The organism is Streptomyces sp. HmicA12, assembly GCF_000373565.1.
GTDB lineage: Bacteria > Actinomycetota > Actinomycetes > Streptomycetales > Streptomycetaceae > Streptomyces.
The window spans coordinates 717199-735887 of sequence record NZ_KB891797.1 but is presented as its reverse complement, the minus strand read 5'-3'; the positions used below and the strand labels follow the sequence as shown (position 1 = coordinate 735887).

Below are 18689 nucleotides of genomic sequence, written 5' to 3'. Positions count from 1 at the left end.
CATGTTTCCCGGACACCGGAACAGAACCCAGATCTTCCAGGTCTCGACGCTGTACGGCGCGGCCACCCTGGCCGCCGCTCTGGACGCCGGCCTGTTCGGCGAGCACGAGGGGACCCGCCGCATCCTGCTGGTCTCCCAGAACGCCGCCGTGCCGGAGACCGCGCTGCGCCTCGACGAGATGCACGGCTACACGCCGATCACCCGCCGCTTCGACTCGGTGATCAGCTGGAACGAGGCGATCCGCCCGCACCACCCCAGCACCTGGGGCCCGCGCGGCGACGACGCGACGCTGTGGCAGCGGGCGTTCCGGCTCGCCTGGGACATCGACCCGCGCGAGCGGGTCGAGATCGCCGTCGAGTCGATCCAGGTCAACCCGGGCCGCGCGCTGGCGGCGATCTTCTCGGAGAGCGCCGTGCACGTGTACGCGGACGGCCTGATGAGTTACGGCCCGACCCGCGAGCGCCTTCCGCTGTCCATCGGGGCGCGCATCCAGCGGCTGCTCCACCTCGACCTGGTGCCGGGGCTGCGGCCGCTGCTGCTCTCCGAGTTCGACGTGGAGCCGGAGATCGTCCCGGACGAGGCGTTCCGGGCGGTGCTCGACGAGATCGCCGTCGACGCCGCCGACGACCCGCGCCTGACGCCCGTACGCGAAGAGGCGCCCACGGCCGTGCTGTTGGGGCAGTACCTGGCGGCGATCAACATCCTTGAGCCGGCCGAGGAGGAGGAGCTGCACGTGCGGATGCTCACCTCCGCCGCGCGGGCCGGACACCGCACGGTGGTCTTCAAGCCGCATCCGACCGCGCCCCCCAGCTACTCGGCGGCGCTGAGCAAGGCGGCCGCGGACGCGGGCGTCCGGCTCACGGTCCTCGACGCGCCGCTGCTGGCCGAGACGCTGTACCACCACTGCCGTCCCGAGCTCGTCGTCGGCTGCTTCTCCACGGCGATGGTGACCGCCTCCGCGTACTACGACGTCCCGGTCGGCCGGGTCGGCACGGCGCTGGTGATGGAGCGGCTGAAGCCGTTCCAGAACAGCAACCGCGTACCGCTGGCGATCGTCGACCACGTGGTGCCCGACCTGGAGGACGGCAGGGCCGCCGCCCTCGTGGGCGCGGCCCCCGCCTCGCTGTCACCGCTGGTGCGGGCGCTCGGATTCTGCATGCAGCCCGCGCTGCACGAGCAGGCGCGCGAGCCGGTCGAGGCCTGGCTGCGCGAGCACCTCGCCGCACTGCCCGGCCACTGCTTCCCCGAGCCGCGCCTGGCCGAACTCGGCCTGCCCGGCGCCGGCCAGCAGGCACGGGCGAAGCTCCGCGCGCGCCGGGCCAGGCGCGTCGTCAGGAAGGCCGTCCGGCGCGACTCCGGGCGCTGACACCGCCCGCATCCCCTCATCCCCGCCTCCTCGCCCTTCGAAAGGTGCGCCGTGCAACCCGAGACGACGATCAGCCTGCCCGAGACGAGAACCACCGGCGCGCCGCGGACGGCGGAGCCCGCCGGGATCGGGGCCGGGAAGCGCGAGCACCGCTTCGACATCGACCTGATGCGGCTGCTGTGCTCCGCCATCATCATGCTGGGGCACGTCGGCTCCCAGTTCATCCGCTCGACCGGCAACGACCCGGCCAACGGGTCCGGTTCGTACTGGGTGGGGCACGTCGCGGAGGCCATCAACCCGTTCGCGGTCCCGATGTACTTCGCGATAGCCGGGTGGGCCGTGCTCGTGGGCGCGCCCCCGAAGGACAGCGCCCGCATGTGGAAGCGGATCGTGCGCAACACGGTCCCGCTGTTCGCGTGGACGGCGGTGTACCTGCTCTGGGCCTGGCTGCGCGACCGCAACGACCGGCCCATGACCGAGCTGGCGGTGGACTCCCTCGTCGGTTCCGTCGAGCCCGCCTACCACCTGTGGTTCATGTACACCTACATCCCCATCATCGTGCTCCTCGCCTTCGCGATGCTGATCAAGGCCGGTCAGCGGCCGTGGGGCCTCGGGGCGGTGCTGCTCGGCATCGCCGTCCTGCCGAGCGTGCTGAGCACCGTCGCCGAGACCACCGGCCATGAAATGCCCACCGTGGCCTGGGGGTTCAGCACCTACTCGGTGGTGTACGCGGTCGGCGGAGCGATGCTCTTCGCCCTCCCGGCGGGCGCCTTCCGGTGGCGCAAGACGCTGCTCGTGCTGCTTCCGGCCGCCATCGCGGCGTGCCTCTGGTACAACACGCAGGTCCACTACGTGATCCCCAACGCCCACCTGTTCGTCGCCGTCATGGCCGCCTCCGTACTGCTCCTGGTCAGCAGGGTCCGCGTCCCCGACAAGTGGCGGCCGCTGCTGCAGAAGCTGGCCGGTGCCGCGCTCGGCGCGTACATGGTGCACGTGCTGTTCGTCGAGGAGCTCGTGCGGCCCCTGGTGTCGCCGGACCTGAGCGGCCCGGTGGCGGCACTGCTCCTGGTCGGTCTGCTCGCCGCGGTCATGGTCCTGTCGTTCGCCGCCAGCCTGCTGTGGGGCCGGCTGAACCTGCGCCGCTACTTCGGCTGACCCCCGGGTGACCGGCGGATGACGTTCTCGCGAGCACTCGGCGAACCGGCCCTGCGGGGCCGCGACTCCTGGTGCGGGCCTGCCTAGTGTGGCCCGTGAGCCGCGCCTCCCGGACGCCGCGGGGCGCAACGACACAGCAGGGAGTGGCATCCGTGACCGAGACGGCCGTCAGCACGCCGGGCCCCTCGTCGAGCGCCGCGGTGCTCGACGCCCCGTCACTGCCGCCGTCGCGAGAGCCCGGCCGGGCCCGCGGGGACGGCCGGCTGCGCGCCCTGGACGGGCTACGTCTGGGCGCCGCCCTGATGGTCGCGGCGTACCACTACGGCGGCAGGGGCGGTGACGTGGCCACAGCATGGGGCACCTCTCCGCGCGATCAATTCCCTTCCACGCACGGCCTGTTCGCGTACGGCTGCCTGGGTGTGCAGATCTTCTTCGTCATCAGCGGCTTCGTGATCTGCATGAGCGGCTGGGGCCGTCCGCTGCGCTCGTTCTTCGCGTCCCGGGTTGCCCGGCTCTTCCCCGCGTACTGGGTGGCGGTCGTGCTGGTGACGGCGGTCTTCGCGCTGCCGGTGGTGGTCTACGAGGCGGTCTCGCCCAGCGACGCGCTGGTGAACCTCACCATGCTCCAGCAACCCCTGGGCGCCGACCGGGTGTTGGGCGTGTGCTGGACCCTGTGGGCCGAGCTGCGCTTCTACGCCCTGTTCGCGCTGTGCGTGGTCCTGCCGGGCGCGACCCGGGGGCGCGTCGTGCTGTTCTGCGCGGTGTGGACCCTGGCGGCGGCGCTGACGCAGGCCTCCGGCGAACCGTTCCTCACGGTCCTCCTGATGCCCGAGTACGCGCCGTTCTTCATCGGCGGCATCGGCCTCTACCTGGTCCACCGCGACCGGCGCGACGTCCTGGCCTGGGGGATCGTGGCGGTCGGCTGGGCGATCGGCCAGCACTACGCGGTCGCGGGGCTCTGGCACGCGCCGAACCCGCACGCCTTCTCGAACCGCTCCTCGCTCGGCATCGCCCTGGTGGTCACGCTCGGCTTCGCCGCCGTCGCCGCGATCGCCATGGGCCGCCTGCGATGGGCGAACTGGCGCTGGCTCACCGTGGCGGGGGCGCTGACGTACCCCTTCTACCTGGTCCACGAACACCTGGGCTGGGTGTCGATCGGCTTCCTGCACCGCCGCCTCGGCCTGCCGTCGTCGGTGACGTTCGCCGCGACGGTGATCGTGATGCTGACCCTCGCGTGGCTGATGCACCGGTACGTGGAGCGGTGGGCGACGCCGCGCCTGCGCAGGGCGCTGGGCTGACCCGGGGCCGCCCGCCGCGGCGTCAGCTCACCCCGTACCGCGCCTCGATCCCCGCCACGATCAGCCGCAGCCCCTCCTCGAACCGCTCGTCGTACCCCTCGAAGAGCCGCTCCCCCGCGGCTGCGGCGAGCGGGTAGTCGGAGAGCAGCTCGGCGCGCTCGGCGACGTCGTAGCCGGGGCGCCGCTCGCCGGGCAGCGGCTGCACACCCTGCTCCTCGGTGACGAAGCCGAGCGTGTACATGAACGTGGTGGAGCTCGCCCAGGCCGCCTGGTCGGGGGTGAAGCCCGCGTCGGTGAGGAAGCGCAGGTTCGCCTCCATCTCGGGGCCGTGGTCGGCCCCGGTGAACTGTGACCCGCTGAAGACCTTCGCGCCGTCGCGGTAGCGCAGAAGCGTGGCGCGCAGCTGCCGGTTCCCGAGCAGCAGCCACTCCTGCCAGGGGCCGGAGGGCTCGTACCCGATGTCGCGGCCCTCCCGCGCCATCCGCCGGAACATCACGGTCGCCATCTCGTCGAGCAGCGCCTGCTTGTTCTTGAAGTGCCAGTACAGGGCGGGCGCCTGCACGTTCAGCTCCTTGGCGATGGCGCGCAGCGTCAGACCCTCCAGACCTACGTCGTTCAGCAGGTCGAGGGCGGTGTCGGCGACGGACGCCTTGTCGAGCTTCGGCTTCTTCGGGCTCGCCGCTTCTTTCGGGGTCTTCTTCTCGGCCACGCTTGACAGCTTAACGCCATTAAGGCCATGCTCGGGACATCGAACTTAACGACGTTAAGGAGCGGGTGGATCATGGTCATGGCTACTGATACCGATACCGAGGTGCTGATCGTGGGCGCGGGCCCGACCGGCCTGGTGCTGGCGGCGGACCTGGCGCGGCGCGGCGTGCCGGCTCTGCTGGTGGAGCGGGCGGAGGGGCTCTTCCCCGGCTCGCGGGGCAAGGGCCTCCAGCCGCGCACCCAGGAGGTCCTGTACGACCTCGGGGTGCTGGACGCGATCCACGCGGCGGGCACCGAGTACCCGACGATGCGCGTGTGGGAGGGCGACGAGCCGGGCGCGGAGTGGGACATGATGGAGCGCGCCGAGCCGACGGAGCAAGTGCCGTTCGCCAATGGGTGGTTGATACCGCAGGCCCGCACGCAGGAGGTGCTGTACGCGCGCCTGCGGGAGCTCGGCGGCGAGGTCCGCTTCGGCGCCGGGCTGACCGGCCTGGCGCAGGACGCGGCCGGGGTGACGGCCACGTTCGAGGACGGCTCGACGGTCCGCGCGCGGTACCTGGTGGCGGCGGACGGCGGCCGGTCCACGGTCCGCAGGGAACTCGGCATCGGGATGACCGGCGAGACCGTCGACCCGAAGCCGATGCTGGTCGCGGACGTCCGGATCACGGACGACGCGCCGCTCCCCGACACGCACTGGCACGTGTGGCCGAAGGCCGAGGAGGGGATGGTGGCCTTCTGCCCCCTGCCCTCGGACACCGGCCGGGTCTTCCAGCTGGCCGCGCAGTACGCGGACGAGTCGGCGACCCCCGACACCTCACCGGCGGGCGTGGCCGAGCTGCTCGCCGCCCGCACCGTCCTGCGCGAGGAGCACGTCGCCGAGGTGCTCTGGGCCTCGGACTTCCGGGCACGGGCGGCGATGGCGGACCGCTTCCGCGACGGCCGGGTCCTCCTCGCGGGCGACGCGGCGCACATCCACTCCCCGGCGGGCGGACAGGGCCTGAACACGAGCGTGCAGGACGCGTACAACCTGGCGTGGAAGCTGGCCGCGGTGCTCGCCGGGGCCCCTGAATCGCTGCTGGACACGTACGAGGAGGAGCGGATGCCGGTCGCGGCGGGCATCCTCGGCATCAGCACCCGCATCCACCGCTCCGAGACCCCGGTCAAGCGCGGCGGCGAGCTGCGTCAACTGGGCATCGGCTACCGGGAGTCGGCGCTGACCGGGGAGACCCGCACGGACCTGGCGGAGGACGCCCTGCGCGCGGGCGACCGGGCACCGGACGGCCACCCGGGCGGGATCCGGCTCTTCGACGCGTTCCGGGGCCCGCACTGGACGCTGCTGACGGTGGGGGCGGTGGCCTCACCCGGCACCGGGCTGCTGTCGCTCGACGAGACGGCGATACGTACGGTCACGGTGCCCGCGTACGAGGCGTACGGCACCGGTGTCTTCCTGGTGCGGCCGGACGGATACGTGGGGTGGGCCGGGGACACGGCGGAGGGCGTGGAGAAGTACCTGGCGCGGGCCGGTGTCGTCGGGGCCTGAGGTCAGTCGCCGTCGAGGAGGGTGTCGACGGACAGCTCCGGGGTGACCCCGACCGACTCGGGCACGATCACGGTCTGGCCGCGCTTGTAACGCTCCGGTGCGGGATACCGCCCGTCCACCGGTTCCTGGTACAGGAGCACCTCACCGTGCTTGCGGTCGACGACGATGTAGACGGGCACACCGGCTTCGGCGTAGCACTCGACCTTGGGGCCGAGGTCGTCGGCCCAGTTCGACGACGTTACTTCCAGGACCAGGCGGAAGACGTTGGCCGCGTAACAGTTCTTCTGGACCCGGGCGTCACGGAAGTCCTCGTCGACGACGGAGAAGTCAGGAATCGCGTAGTCCTCGGGCAGGGCGGGGAGCCAGAGGCCGATGCCCTGGACGAATTCCGCGTCCGTGTCCTCGATACCGGCGCGGTCGAACCTGCGGCCCAGTTTCGTCAACGACAACGCATGCGAGCCGTCCGGCGGCGGTGTCACAGTGAGCCTCCCCTGGAGAATCTCCACGCGGTGCCCGGGCGGCAGTGCACGGGAGAGCATCTCGGCGGCCCCGCCCAACGTCAGCTCGTGTTGCAGAACAGCCACGGCATCCTCCTTCAGGGAGCACTCTCCAAGAGCGTAACCACCGCCGCAGCGGCTCCGCCCGGAGTCACCCGATCGGTACCGCCCCGCCGAAGCCTCACACGCTGGCCAGCGACAGCTTCACCGCGAAGCCGAGGAACAGCACGCCGGCCGCCGAGGTCGCCCCGGCCGACAGCCGCTTGCGGCGGCGGAAGGCGGCCGCCAGCTTCGTGCCGCTGAAGATCAGGGCCGACAGGTACAGCACGCTCGCGAGCTGCGCGAAGGCGCCGAGGACCACGAAGGAAAGGGCGGGATACGCGTAGGACGGGTCGACGAACTGGACGAAGAAGGCGATGAAGAACAGGATCGCCTTGGGGTTGAGGAGGCTGATCACGAAGGCGCGGCGGAACGGCCGCTCCTGGGCCTCGACGGCCGCGTCCCCGGTGGGCTCGGCGGCGAGCCGCTCGCGCCGGGTGCGCCACATCGACCAGGCGGCGCGCATCATGCCGATCGCGAGCCAGGTGAGATATCCGGCGCCCGCGTACTTCACGATCCCGAAGATCACCGCGTTGGCCTGGAGGAGGGAGGCGACACCGGCGGCGGACAGGGTCATCAGGACGGTGTCGCCGCACCACACACCGGCTGCGGCCTTGTAGCCGGTGCGTATGCCGCGGCGGGCGGCGACGGAGAGTACGTACAGCGAGTTCGGCCCCGGGAGAAGGATGATGAGGACGAGACCCGCGAGATAGGTCGGAAGATCGATGACACCCAGCATGACCGGAGTGTCGCACACGAGTACGACACTCCGCGCCGGGGCCCCACAGGGCGGAAAGAGCAGGTCAGCGGGTCAGAACGCGTCGGAGGGGACGTAGGTGCCCCACACCTCGCGCAGCGCGTTGCAGACCTCGCCGACGGTGGCGCGGGCGCGCAGGGCGTCCTTCATCGGGTAGAGGACGTTGGCGGTGTCCGAGTCGGCCTCGGCGGCCTTCTTCAGCTCGGCGAGCGCCGCGTCGACGGCCTCCTGGTCCCGCTCGGCACGCAGCTTCGCGAGCCGTTCGGCCTGCTGGGCCTCGATGGCGGGGTCGACGCGGAGCGGCTCGTAGGGCTCCTCCGCGTCGAGCTGGTAGCGGTTGACGCCGACCACGACACGCTCGCCCGAGTCGGTCTCCTGCGCGATGCGGTAGGCGGAGCGCTCGATCTCGGACTTCTGGAAGCCGTGCTCGATCGCGTTGACCGCGCCGCCCAGCTCCTCGACCTTCTCCATGAGTTCGAGGGCGGCGGCCTCCACGTCGTCGGTCATCTTCTCGACGACGTACGACCCGGCGAACGGGTCGACGGTGGCGGTCACGTCCGTCTCGTACGCGAGGACCTGCTGCGTGCGCAGCGCGAGGCGCGCGGACTTGTCGGTCGGGAGGGCGATCGCCTCGTCGAAGGAGTTGGTGTGCAGCGACTGGGTGCCGCCGAGCACGGCGCCGAGGCCCTGGACGGCGACGCGGACCAGGTTCACCTCGGGCTGCTGCGCGGTGAGCTGCACGCCCGCGGTCTGGGTGTGGAAGCGCAGCATCAGCGACTTGGGGTTCTTCGCGCCGAACTCCTCCTTCATCACCCGGGCCCAGATCCGGCGCGCGGCACGGAACTTGGCGACCTCCTCGAGGATCGTCGTGCGCGCCACGAAGAAGAAGGAGAGCCGCGGGGCGAAGTCGTCGACGTCCATGCCGGCGGCGACGGCGGTGCGCACGTACTCGATGCCGTCGGCGAGCGTGAAGGCGATCTCCTGCGCGGGGGACGCACCGGCCTCGGCCATGTGGTAGCCGGAGATCGAGATGGTGTTCCACTTCGGGATCTCGGCCTTGCAGTACTTGAAGATGTCCGCGATCAGCCGGAGGGAGGGCTTGGGCGGGAAGATGTAGGTGCCGCGGGCGATGTACTCCTTGAGCACGTCGTTCTGGATCGTGCCGGTGAGCTGGTCGGCGGGCACGCCCTGCTCCTCGCCGACCAGTTGGTACATCAGCAGGAGCAGCGCGGCCGGGGCGTTGATCGTCATCGACGTCGACACCTTGCCCAGCGGGATGCCGCCGAACAGGACGCGCATGTCGTCGATCGAGTCGATGGCGACCCCGACCTTGCCGACCTCGCCGGAGGCGATCGGGGCGTCGGAGTCGTGGCCCATCTGGGTCGGCAGGTCGAAGGCGACCGAGAGGCCCATGGTGCCGTTGGCGATGAGCTGCTTGTAGCGGGCGTTGGACTCGGTGGCCGTGCCGAACCCGGCGTACTGGCGCATCGTCCACGGACGGCCGGTGTACATGGACGGGTAGACACCGCGCGTGAAGGGATACGCGCCGGGCTCGCCCAGCTTCTGATCCGGGTCCCAGCCATCGAGTGCCGATGGGCCGTACACCGGCTCGATGGGCAGTCCGGACTCGGATTCGCGCGCCATGGTTGTGCCTCCAGCGATTACTTGCCAGTAGTCATCGACCCTCGCGACGGACTGTAGCGGCGGCCGTTCGGTGAGTGGAGGGGCCCACGCTGGGACCTTGCTCACAGACCTACCCGCTGAGCTGCGGCAGTTCGCAACGTTTCGGGCGCGGGAAGCATCAGTAGAGAGAAGGGGTACGACACGAGGGACGGGGGACATCATGCGGACAGCTGTCATGAGGAGATCGGTAGCGGCATTCGGGGTGCTCGCGCTGGCCTGTGGCTGTACGGCGCAGGCGGTCGAGGGAGGTTCGGCGCGGCCGCCGTCGGCACCCGCGTCGAGCGCCGGCGCACCGGACGACGCGAAGCCCTCCGGGTCCGCCGAGCCCTCTGCTCCCGCCGATTCCACCGCCCCTTCCGCGTCGGCGACGGCCGCGCCGCCGAAGACGTTGTGGGCGTCGGGCGACCGGGGCGAGGAGGTGCGGGAGCTGCAGGCGCGGCTGCGTCAGGTGGCCTGGCTCTTCGACGGGCCGACGGGCACGTACGGGGAATCGACCACCGAGGCGGTCAAGGGGTTCCAGGGCAAGCGCGGGCTGCCGCGCACCGGGAGGACCGACACCGTGACCTGGCAGCGGCTGCTGAAGATGACGCACGAGCCGAACCGGGACGAGCTGTACGCGTCCGGTGGGCAGCCCCCGGCGAAGCCCGATCCGCGCTGCATGCAGGGGAGGGTGCTGTGCATCAGCAAGACGAGCCGCACCCTGTCGTGGATGGTGGACGGCAAGCGGCTGATGACGACGGACGTGCGGTTCGGATCGCAGTACACGCCCACCCGTGAGGGCGTCTTCCAGGTCTACTTCAAGTCCCGCCACCACGTCTCGACGATCTACCACACGCCCATGCCGTACGCGATGTTCTTCAGCGGTGGCCAGGCGGTGCACTACTCGTCGGACTTCGCGGCCCGCGGTTACGCCGGTGCCTCGCACGGCTGCGTGAACGTGAAGGACGAGGGGAAGATCGCGAGCCTCTTCGGCCAGGTGCGCAACGGCGACAAGGTCGTCATCTACTGGTGACCCGGAGTGCTTACCGGAGTGTTTTAGGGGCGTGGGTGGGACCGGGGGAACGTGTCCCACCCACGCCGGTGGCACTGAACCGAAGGTACGGGGGGAACCCCGGCTCGTGCACGGCCGATGACCAGTCGGCTCACTCAGTACTGCGCCTCATGCTCCAAAAACGTCACACCCGTTCCGTAGATTCTTCTACGCGCCTTCCGACAGCGGTGTTTTCGCAGTTCAGGCCACTGATCGACGATCAGTAGGCAGAGGTCGGGGCGGAAGGCGAGGCGGAGGCGGAGGCAGTGGCGGAGGGCGACGGCCCGGCGGTCGGCAGCTCGGGGGACGCGCTGTAGGTCCGGCTCGGGGAGACGCCGGGCGTGCGGGTGTGGAAGCCGACGGTGTCGCCGTTCCCGTTGCCGAACCCGTTGGTGTCGTTGCCGCTCGCGCCGCCGGTCCGGCCGTCCCCGTCACTGTCCCCGTCGCTGTCGCCGTCCTGAGTGCCGCCGCGGCCGTCGCCGTCGCCGAAGTCTCCGGAGCCGTCGGAGTCGCCGAATTCCCGGGGGCCGTCGGAGCCGTCCGAGCGGCCGAGGACGCGGTCGCAGAAGCGGGCGATGTCGGAGGCGCTGCGCCCCGACGCCTCCACCGAGTCCCGCAGTCGCTGCTTCTCGTCGGCGGACAGGCGGCCGCCCCGGTACTTGGCGCAGGCCTCGGCGATCTCGCGGCGCAGCAGTACGGATCCCCGGTCGTTCCCGGTCGCCTTGGAGTCGGGCGCGGACGGGGAGCCCTTGTTCCCCGCGGAGCCGCTCCGGTCGGGGGTGGTGGAGCCGGTGCCGTCGTCGGGGCTCGCCGAGCCGTCGGGCAGCGCCTCGTCGCCGCCCGCCGTGGTGCTCGGCGACGGTGGGGCGAGCGGCCGGTCGGGGCTGGCGACGGCGGACACGGAGGAGGCGGGCGCCGGATCGTCCCGGCCGCCGAACGGCGAGGGGAGCACCCCGGACCCGGCGGCGGCGACCCCGCCGACCATGCACGCGGCGACGGCGGCGGCGAGTCCGAAGCGCACGGGGCGGCCCCAGCGCGGCCCGCGGCGGTCCGGTTCCGCGGGCGGGCCCACGCGGTGGCGTCCGGAGCGGCCGGTGCTGCCGGTCGCGCCGATGGAGGTCACGGCGCCGTCCACCGCGGAGACGGCCCTGGCCTCGCGGAACGCCTTCAACGCGACGTCCTCGCCCGGCAGTTCACCCTCGGGTCCGGCGGAAAGCGCGGTGAGCGCGTCGAGCGCCGCGACGAGTTCCAGTGCCTGGCGCGCGGCGTCGTCGGAGACGGCCTCCAGCGGCTCCCCGCGCAGCAGACGCTCCGCCGCGTCGCGGTCCAGCCACCTGTAGTGCTCGTCGGCCATCACATGTCCTTCTGCGTCCGCGTACGCGATTGCGTCACACCGGCGGACGTCACCGTGCGGGGTCTCGGCTGCCTCGGCTGCGGCACCGCGCCGAGGGGTCCGGGGTCGTTCGGCGGCTCGACGAGGTCCGCGCCGAGCAGTTCGGCGAGCTTCTTCAGGCCCCGGTGTGCGGCGGTGCGGACGGCGCCCGGCCGCTTGCCGAGGGTCTGCGCGGCGCTCTTCGCGTCGAGCCCGACGACGACGCGCAGCACGACCGCCTCGGCCTGGTCCTGCGGGAGTTGGGAGATGAGTGCCAGGGTGTCGCCGGTGGCGAGGGACTCCATCGCCTCGTCGGCGGTGTCGGAGAGCGCGGGTCGGCCGGTGAGTTCGGTCTCGTCACCGCCTATGGCGGGCCGGCGTCCCCGCATGCGTATGTGGTCGAGGGCGCGGTTGCGGGCGATCCGGGCGGCCCAGCCGCGGAACCGGTCGGCGTCACCCTCGAACCGGTCGATGTCCCGGGCGATCTGCAGCCATGCCTCCGACGTGACGTCCTCGGCCTCGGGATCGCCGACGAGCGTGCGTACGTATCCGAGCAGCCTCGGGTGCACGGCGCGGTACACAGTCCGGAACGCGGTCTCGTTCCCGTCCTGTGCCGCAAGCACCGCGGCGGTCAACTCCGCGTCGTCCCCCAGCACTCCCAGTCCCTGCCCACTTGGTCTCGTGCGCCCCCGGCGCGCCCCTGGCGCGAATCAGCACGCTACGGCCTGAATCGCCCTGCGTCCATGTTTGTACAACGGGCAACTACTGGGTCACACAGCGGGGTGTGACAGAAAACGCACCTACGGCGCTGAAGGGAGTACGGGCCGCTCGCGACCCGTACCGCGCGGCGGCCGGGGTCTCTCCTGTGGGGGGTGGCGACCTCGGCCGTCCCGTATTTCCGGCCCCGGACTACTGCTTGTCGTGACTACTTCTCGTCGCGACTACTTCTCGTCGTGCCGGTGCGCGGTGCCGGGCGGCGTCTTCGCGGCGCCGGACCCCACGGCGGCATCCGCCGAAGGCGACTCGCACCCTTGTGCCGCCCGCTCCGAACGGTTCGTCCCGTGCCCGTCCTCGTACGCCTTGCACCGCGCCTCGTCGTCCCGGGCCTGTTCCGGATGCGTGGGCGTGGGCGTGGGTGTGCCGGTCGGCGCCGCGGACGCCGGGTTCCGTACGGGTGACGGAGGCGCCGAGGACTCCGGGGGCGACACCGTACGGGTGGGCCTGACCCGCTCGCCGGGCTCGTCCGGCGTGGCCACGGTGCCGATCCCGGCGACGGCGACGCCGCCCACCATCAGGCCGCCGACGGCCGCCCCCACCATGGTGCGCACGGACCAGCGCGCCCGGCGCCGGCGCGGCCGCCAGTCGTCCCGCCGCCGCGGTTCCGCGACGAGGGCGCCGGAGTCGCGCGCGGCCCGGAACGCGGCGAGCGCCCGGCGCTCCCCGGCCTCGTCCGGTTGCCGGACCGCCTCGGCCAGCGCCTCACCCAGGGCGTGCACGTGGTTGTCAGTCATCTCGACTCCCCCAGCGTGTGCTGCCCGTCTTCCGTCACACCGAGCTGCCGGGCGAGCCGTTTCAGGCCTCGGTACGCCGCCATGCGCACGGCGCCGGACCGCTTGCCGAGGACGCGCGCGGTGGCGGGCCCGTCGAGCCCGACGACGACGCGCAGCAGCACCGCTTCGGCCTGGTCGCGCGGAAGGTCGGCGATGAGGGCGAGGGCGCGTTCCGTGGAGAGGGTCTCCAAGGCCTGCTCGGCGGTGTTGTGGGCGGCGGGCAGGTCGAGCACGTCCAGATCCGTGGTGCTGGCGCGGGGCCGTACCTTCTGGCGGCGCAGCAGGTCGAGCGCGCGGTGCCGGGCGATGGTCGCGGTCCAGCCGCGGAACCCCGCGCCGTCGCCGCGGAAGCGCCCGAGGTCCCGGGCGATCTCCAGCCAGGCGTCGGCGGCGACGTCCTCGGCCTCCTCGCCGACGATCCCGCGCAGATAGCCGAGCAGTCCGGGCTGCACCAGCCGGAAGGCCACGGCGAACGCGGCCTCGTCGCCTTCCTGGGCCCGCGCGACGGCCGCGCCCAACTCCTCGTCGTACACCTGCGTACGACGTTGCTCCCCTCCCTGGCCCAACCGCTGTCCTCTGTGTACGTAACCGGGGACGGCGGATCCGCAGCCGTCCGAACTCCCTACTAGGTGATCTGCGCCCGGGCCCACAGAAACGTCACAGGCCCCGGTACCGCGTCGCCTCAGACCGCGAACACCGAGTCCTCGTCCGGCGGGAACTCGACGGTGAGCGCGGGGTCGGGGCGGTGGGCGGGCACCGGTTCGCCGTACGCGGAGAAGGTGAGGGACAGTGGCTTTCCGCCCGAAGTCCCTTCCATGGAGCGCAGATACGGCTTTCCGTCGGCGTCCACGTACACGGTGCCGGTGTCCTTCGAGTTCGCGGAGTCCGCCGGCGGCACGAGGGGGATCAGCCGGTGTCCGGCGCGGCGCACGGCGGGCCGGGCGCGAGTGCCCGCCACGTCGCTCGCCATGGAGCCGAGGGTCTGCCCGATGCGGCACTGCTTCGCGAAGGGGTCGGTGCCGCGGGGTCCTTGAGGGAGTTTCACGTACTTGCCCCGCGCCTGCGTCAGGCGCGGCAGGACCCGCTCCGTGGTGTCGGGGTCGGCGCGCAGGGCCAGCGCACGCATTTCGTTCAGCGCGGTGTCGGTGTACTTCAGGTAGCCCTCGGCCTCGTGCCCCTTGCGGGCGGCGATGAAGATGATGTCGCCGCGTTTGCCGACCCCGGCGTCCAAGGTGCCGGCGCAGTCGCCGTGACGGTTCATGCGCAGGTCGACGCGGATCCGCTGCCCCTTCGTGACGGTGATGTCCTCCGCGATCCGCACCGAGGGGGTCGCGCGCAGCAGCGAGATCGCCTCCGTCAGAAGGCGCTCCCCGCGGGCCTGTTCGGCCGGGCGCGGCGGCTGCGCGGCGCGCTCGGCCATCCGCAGGAGCCAGTCACCGCCGGACTCCCGTGCGGCGACGCGGGACGCCCCGGCCGGAGCGGTCACGGGGTGCGTGAGAGCGCCCGCCGCGAGCAGTGCCACGGCGACCGCGGCTCCGGTGATCACCGAGCGGCGCACGCGCGGCTCCCTCGCTCGGTGACCGGCCGCGACGTCGCCACCCGGCCCGGCAGCGTCAGGTAGAAGGTCTGCAGCGACTCCTCGGCGCCGACCTCGTACCGGTTGACGACCTTGCCCAGCGGGCTCCACACCCGGCCGTCCGGCATGCGCACGCCGACCCGCTGCCCGAAGTACGCCCGCTGTGCCTCGTCCAGGTCCACCCACACGGCTCCGGCCCGGCGGGCCAGCACCTCTCCGACGTAGGCGCCGAGCCCGAAGAGCACGACATCGATCCGGGCCCGCTCCGCACTCCCCTTGCGCAGACCGTCGATGAGGAAGTCGACGACGCGCAGGCTGGCCACGGAGTAGTCCAGCGGCAGCCGCGACGAGGCGACCCTCGCGACGAACGCCGCCGCGTGCTGCCGCATCTCGGCGGCGACCGCTGGTTTCCCGCCCTCAGGCATGGTGAGCCCCCTCTTTTCCTTAGGCACTTCACCAGCGGACGGACACACGCCACCGTCACGGGTTTCTCACATGTCGCTTCTCACATCACTAGTTGCATGCGGGCGTACAACCTTGACGGGGCTTCAGCTGTCCGATGCGTCCGCCCCCTCTGCCGGGTGCCACCCCTCCGCCCCTCCGCCCCTCCACCCCTCCCCCGGCTCACGAGTACGCCACCTTCACCACCACGTCCCCCTGCGCGGCGGCGACGGCGTAGAAGCCCGCCAGGGCCTCCACCTGGGCCGCCACTCTGCGCCGCAGGCCGTCGCCGGCCGTCGCGCCGTGTGCGGCCTCCACCGCGTCCAGGTGCCGGAGCACCCGGGCCTCGCCGTCGCCGCCGACGGAGTCCGAGGCCAGTTCGGCGGCGACGCGGCGGACCGCGTCCGGGGTGAGGAGGACGGCGACCTCGGTCTCCGTGCGTCCGAGGAACTCCCCGCCGAGCACGGCCCGGTGGCCGACGGTGGCGGTGCTGGTGTCGTCCCCGGCCAGGGCCGCCAGGACCACGACCCACTCCTCCCCGAGGCTCACCAGCAGTCCCGCGTCCTCCTCCACGCGGGACGTGATGGGCACGGCGCCGATGAGGAGCTCGACGTCCCCGCACAGGTGCGGGTCGCCCGGTCTGAACCGGCGCAGGCTGAGGCAGACGGACACGGAGGCACCTCTCGGGTTCGCACGGGTGGTCCCGGGCCATGAACGGCCCACTGGTGCAGCGCAGCCGAGGCGGAAGCCGTCACCCCACGGTCAGCACCTGCACCTCCTCCACTTCGACGGGTACGGAGACGGTGGCCCCGGCGACCACGCGTGCCGCGTTGCGCAGGTCGTCCAGGAAGAGGGCGGCCAGGCGCGGGGTGAAGCCGGTGCGGACGACGACGCGCAGGACCCAGGTGTCGGTGAGGCCGGTCGGCAGCGGGTACGCGGGGACCTGCCAGCCGCGGGCCCGCATCGCGAGGGCGATGCCCCGCTCGTGCAGCCCGAGGGCGTGTGCGCGGTCGGTCAGCCGGAAGGCGAAGGCGGGCAACTCGCTGCCGTCCGTGAGCAGTTCGAAGAGGTCGAGGTCGGCGATCCCGGCGGCGAGTCCGCGCGCGGTACGCCGTGACTCCAGGTGCAGGCGGCGCAGGCCCGCGTACCCGTAGCGGTGGAAGGTGTAGTACTGCGCGGCGACGTGGGACGCGGGGCGGGTGAAGGTGAGCGAGAAGGTGTTCATCTCGCCGCCCAAGTAGTCGACGTGGTGGACGAGTTCGGCGGGCAGCGCGGCCGCGTCCCGCCACAGCGCCCAGCCGAGCCCCGGGAAGACCTGCCCGTACTTGTGCCCCGAGGTGTTGATGGAGGCGACGCGCGGGAGCTGGAAGTCCCAGAGGAGGTCGGGGTCGAGGAAGGGGGCGACCAGGGCGCCGGACGCGCCGTCGACGTGGACCGGGATGTCGTGGCCCGTGGCGTCCTGGATGCCGTCGAGGGCGAGGCACAGGTCGGCGATCGGCTCGTACGACCCGTCGAAGGTGGAGCCGAGGATGCCGATGACGCCGACGGTGCGGTCGTCGCAGTACTGGGCGAGCATCTCCGGGGTGAGGTGCAGCCGTCCGGGCGCGAGCGGGACGAGTCGCGCCTCGACGTCGAAGTAGGAGCAGAACTTCTTCCAGCAGACCTGGACGTTGGCGCCCGCGACGATGTTGGGGCGCTCGGTGTCGAGACCGGCCGCGCGCCGCCGCTGCTCCCAGCGCCGCTTGAGCGCGAGCCCGGCGAGCATGGCGGCCTCGCTGGACCCCGTGGTGGAGCAGCCGGTGGCGCGGGCCGGGTCCGGGGCGTGCCAGAGGTCGGCGAGCATCCGCACGCACCGCGCCTCCATGTCGGCGACCTGCGGGTACTCGTCGGTGTCGACGAGGTTCTTGTCGGCGGTCTCGGTCATCAGCAGCCGGGCCTCGTCCTCCATCCACGTGGTGCCGAACGTGGCGAGGTTGAGGCGGCTGCGGCCGTCGAGGAGCAGCTCGTCGCGGATGGCTTCGTAGACGGCGCGAGGCGCGGACTCGTCGCGGGGGAACGCGGTCTCGGCGGGAGGAGCGACGGGAGCGGGAGCGGAGGGAACGGGAGCGGAGGGAACGGGGACGGAGGTGTAGGACATGACCTCTCCAGGGCGGACGGCGGCATCAGCCGATCACTGCCGAACCTAGAGCGGCGACCACCCCCGTGACCTGCGCGAATTCACCCATGCGAGGGAGGGAATACCGAGGTTAAACACATACTTTGCTGATCGATTGAGGTGCTTTACCCCGCGATAGGCATATGCCTACGCCGCCCTTATGTCCGATCCCTGCCCCACCCGCCAGGCGCCACGTTCACGCGCGGCAGGCCCCGCACAGCGTCTCGTCGTCCCCGCCCGGCAGGAACAGCGTGGCCTGCACATGCCCGTCCCCCTCGCACTCCCGCATCCGCGAGACGCGCGGGACGGGAGCCTGCCGCTGTACGGGGATATGGACGGCCTCGGCGACGGCGACCGGAGGAACGTCCGCGAGTACGTACCTCAGCAGTCCGCCGGGCCGCTCGATCCAGCCGAGCCGACCCGGCAGGTTGCGGCGGATGTGCTGCCACAGGCTGGCGGCCGTGTGCCCGCGCCCGAACCAGTCCCTCACGCGGGCGGCGAGTTCGGCGACCATGGAGCGCGGGATGCGCAGGCGCGCGTCCAACTCCGGCAGCCCCGCGACGAATTGAGCGGCCGGGTCACCGTCGCCCACCTCGCCCGCCTCGCCCGCTTCGGGCGCCGGAGGGTTGGAGGTGTTGTCCCCAGGATCTTGCCCTGGATGACGGCCGACGGCCCGGCGGGTCGGCTCACCGACGGCCGGAGAGGCGCCCGCCGGGTTGCCGCCCGCCGGTTCCCCGTCCCGTACGACGACGGCTTCCTCGGCGCTCAGCGGCGTACTGGACACGAGCTGCACGGTCTCCCACCTCCCCCGGTCCCCCTGCGTGCGCCACTCGTGCAGATGCCCTTCGGCCTTCAACTGCCGCTTGGCGCGCAGGAAGGCGCACTTGCCGAGGCCGGCCTTCTCGGCGGTCTTGGAGAGGGAGTCACGGGCGTCGGCCGGAAGGGAGAGCTGCCAGAGGAGCAGCCGCAGCGCGTCGGCGCTCAGCCGGGGATGCCGGATGAGGTGGTTCGGAACCTGACTGAAGGAACCAGTCGGAGGGATAGCATGGCGGAGCATTCCGGTGGACTCATTTCCACTGAGGATGAAGGCCCTCGACGCTGGCTGCTACCGGCGTCTTGGGCCGCTTAAGTTTCGGCAACCGTAGCGCAACTTCCGTCACGGGATGGCCACTTACCGTAATCACCACTGGTTGCCGTACCGCTGCCGCCGCTCCGCGATCCAGGCCCGCACCCACGCCTCCTCGCCGTCACTCGCGGCCCGCAGCACCTCGACCCCCACCGTGGCGACGAAGTACACGAACCGCACCCGCCTCAACTCGCCCTCCACGGCCAGCACTCTGCCCGGCCCGTAGACATCGGTCTCGGCATGGGCGACGTACGCGCCCTCGCCGTACGGAACTCCCATCGCACCGCTCCTCACTTTCCGCATGGAAACGGTCACAGCGTGGCGTCGTCGCAGCTA

The 18689-nt window shown here is 71.9% G+C and carries 19 protein-coding genes; 5 read left to right on the top strand and 14 right to left on the bottom strand.

The features are described from left to right. Nucleotide 1: 1 nt before the first annotated feature. From B072_RS0103605 to B072_RS0103595, 3 genes are all read left to right on the top strand, one after another. Nucleotides 2–1366 carry a polysialyltransferase family glycosyltransferase gene (locus B072_RS0103605; protein WP_018528561.1) on the top strand — a complete coding sequence of 455 codons (1365 nt, stop codon included), beginning with the start codon at nt 2–4 and terminating at the stop codon, nt 1364–1366. A gap of 51 nt (nt 1367–1417) precedes the next feature. Next, on the top strand, nt 1418–2521 hold the full coding sequence (locus B072_RS0103600) for an acyltransferase (RefSeq protein WP_018528560.1): 1104 nt from the start codon (nt 1418–1420) through the stop codon (nt 2519–2521). Between the two features lie 152 nt (nt 2522–2673). Continuing rightward, nucleotides 2674–3819 carry an acyltransferase family protein gene (locus B072_RS0103595; protein ID WP_018528559.1) on the top strand — a complete coding sequence of 382 codons (1146 nt, stop codon included), beginning with the start codon at nt 2674–2676 and terminating at the stop codon, nt 3817–3819. Nucleotides 3820–3841: 22 nt separating this feature from the next. Here B072_RS0103595 and B072_RS0103590 read toward each other — a convergent pair whose 3' ends face one another. After that, nucleotides 3842–4528, bottom strand: a complete 687-nt coding sequence (locus B072_RS0103590) for a TetR/AcrR family transcriptional regulator C-terminal domain-containing protein (protein WP_018528558.1) — start codon at nt 4526–4528, stop codon at nt 3842–3844. 72 nt (nt 4529–4600) lie between these two features. Here B072_RS0103590 and B072_RS0103585 point away from each other — a divergent pair, with 72 nt between their 5' ends. Further along, the gene (locus B072_RS0103585) at nt 4601–6067 is read left to right on the top strand and encodes an FAD-dependent monooxygenase (RefSeq protein ID WP_018528557.1); all 1467 of its coding nucleotides are present in this window, start codon (nt 4601–4603) and stop codon (nt 6065–6067) included. Between the two features lie 2 nt (nt 6068–6069). Here B072_RS0103585 and B072_RS0103580 read toward each other — a convergent pair whose 3' ends face one another. The 3 genes from B072_RS0103580 to B072_RS0103570 all read right to left on the bottom strand — a co-directional run bounded on the left by B072_RS0103580 (nt 6070) and on the right by B072_RS0103570 (nt 9064). Next, on the bottom strand, nt 6070–6651 hold the full coding sequence (locus tag B072_RS0103580; RefSeq protein ID WP_018528556.1) for a Uma2 family endonuclease: 582 nt from the start codon (nt 6649–6651) through the stop codon (nt 6070–6072). 94 nt (nt 6652–6745) lie between these two features. Continuing rightward, on the bottom strand, nt 6746–7402 hold the full coding sequence (leuE, locus tag B072_RS0103575) for a leucine efflux protein LeuE (RefSeq protein ID WP_026245409.1): 657 nt from the start codon (nt 7400–7402) through the stop codon (nt 6746–6748). Between the two features lie 72 nt (nt 7403–7474). After that, nucleotides 7475–9064: an acyl-CoA mutase large subunit family protein gene (locus B072_RS0103570; protein ID WP_018528554.1), complete on the bottom strand. Its 1590-nt coding sequence runs from the start codon at nt 9062–9064 to the stop codon at nt 7475–7477. Nucleotides 9065–9278: 214 nt separating this feature from the next. On the opposite strand from B072_RS0103570, the gene B072_RS0103565 reads away from it, so the two are divergent. Next, entirely contained in the window at nt 9279–10115 is an 837-nt protein-coding gene (locus B072_RS0103565; RefSeq protein WP_026245408.1) for a L,D-transpeptidase family protein, read from the top strand. Nucleotides 10116–10353: 238 nt separating this feature from the next. On the opposite strand, the gene B072_RS42305 is transcribed toward B072_RS0103565, so the two are convergent. From B072_RS42305 to B072_RS0103515, 10 genes are all read right to left on the bottom strand, one after another. Next, nucleotides 10354–11487, bottom strand: a complete 1134-nt coding sequence (locus B072_RS42305) for a hypothetical protein (protein WP_018528552.1) — start codon at nt 11485–11487, stop codon at nt 10354–10356. Next, nucleotides 11487–12161, bottom strand: a complete 675-nt coding sequence (locus B072_RS0103555) for an RNA polymerase sigma factor (protein WP_018528551.1) — start codon at nt 12159–12161, stop codon at nt 11487–11489. The genes B072_RS42305 and B072_RS0103555 overlap by 1 nt, the downstream gene beginning before the upstream one ends. Nucleotides 12162–12446: 285 nt before the next feature. Then, nucleotides 12447–13016 carry a hypothetical protein gene (locus B072_RS45355; RefSeq protein ID WP_018528550.1) on the bottom strand — a complete coding sequence of 190 codons (570 nt, stop codon included), beginning with the start codon at nt 13014–13016 and terminating at the stop codon, nt 12447–12449. Next, a complete protein-coding gene (locus B072_RS0103545; RefSeq protein WP_043243117.1) occupies nt 13013–13621 on the bottom strand; it encodes an RNA polymerase sigma factor in 609 nt (202 codons plus the stop codon). The genes B072_RS45355 and B072_RS0103545 overlap by 4 nt, the downstream gene beginning before the upstream one ends. Nucleotides 13622–13737: 116 nt before the next feature. After that, nucleotides 13738–14613 (bottom strand): hypothetical protein, encoded by an 876-nt coding sequence (locus tag B072_RS0103540; protein ID WP_018528548.1) that lies wholly within the window; start codon nt 14611–14613, stop codon nt 13738–13740. Next, nucleotides 14598–15056: a hypothetical protein gene (locus B072_RS42295; RefSeq protein WP_051127069.1), complete on the bottom strand. Its 459-nt coding sequence runs from the start codon at nt 15054–15056 to the stop codon at nt 14598–14600. The genes B072_RS0103540 and B072_RS42295 overlap by 16 nt, the downstream gene beginning before the upstream one ends. A 199-nt stretch (nt 15057–15255) precedes the next feature. Continuing rightward, a complete protein-coding gene (locus B072_RS0103530) occupies nt 15256–15744 on the bottom strand; it encodes a DUF1877 family protein (RefSeq protein WP_018528546.1) in 489 nt (162 codons plus the stop codon). A 79-nt stretch (nt 15745–15823) separates the two neighbouring features. Continuing rightward, nucleotides 15824–17209: a glutamate decarboxylase gene (locus tag B072_RS0103525; protein WP_018528545.1), complete on the bottom strand. Its 1386-nt coding sequence runs from the start codon at nt 17207–17209 to the stop codon at nt 15824–15826. Nucleotides 17210–17423: 214 nt separating this feature from the next. Then, a complete protein-coding gene (locus B072_RS42290; RefSeq protein WP_018528544.1) occupies nt 17424–18284 on the bottom strand; it encodes a hypothetical protein in 861 nt (286 codons plus the stop codon). 123 nt (nt 18285–18407) lie between these two features. Continuing rightward, nucleotides 18408–18632: a hypothetical protein gene (locus tag B072_RS0103515; RefSeq protein WP_018528543.1), complete on the bottom strand. Its 225-nt coding sequence runs from the start codon at nt 18630–18632 to the stop codon at nt 18408–18410. Nucleotides 18633–18689 lie beyond the last annotated feature (57 nt).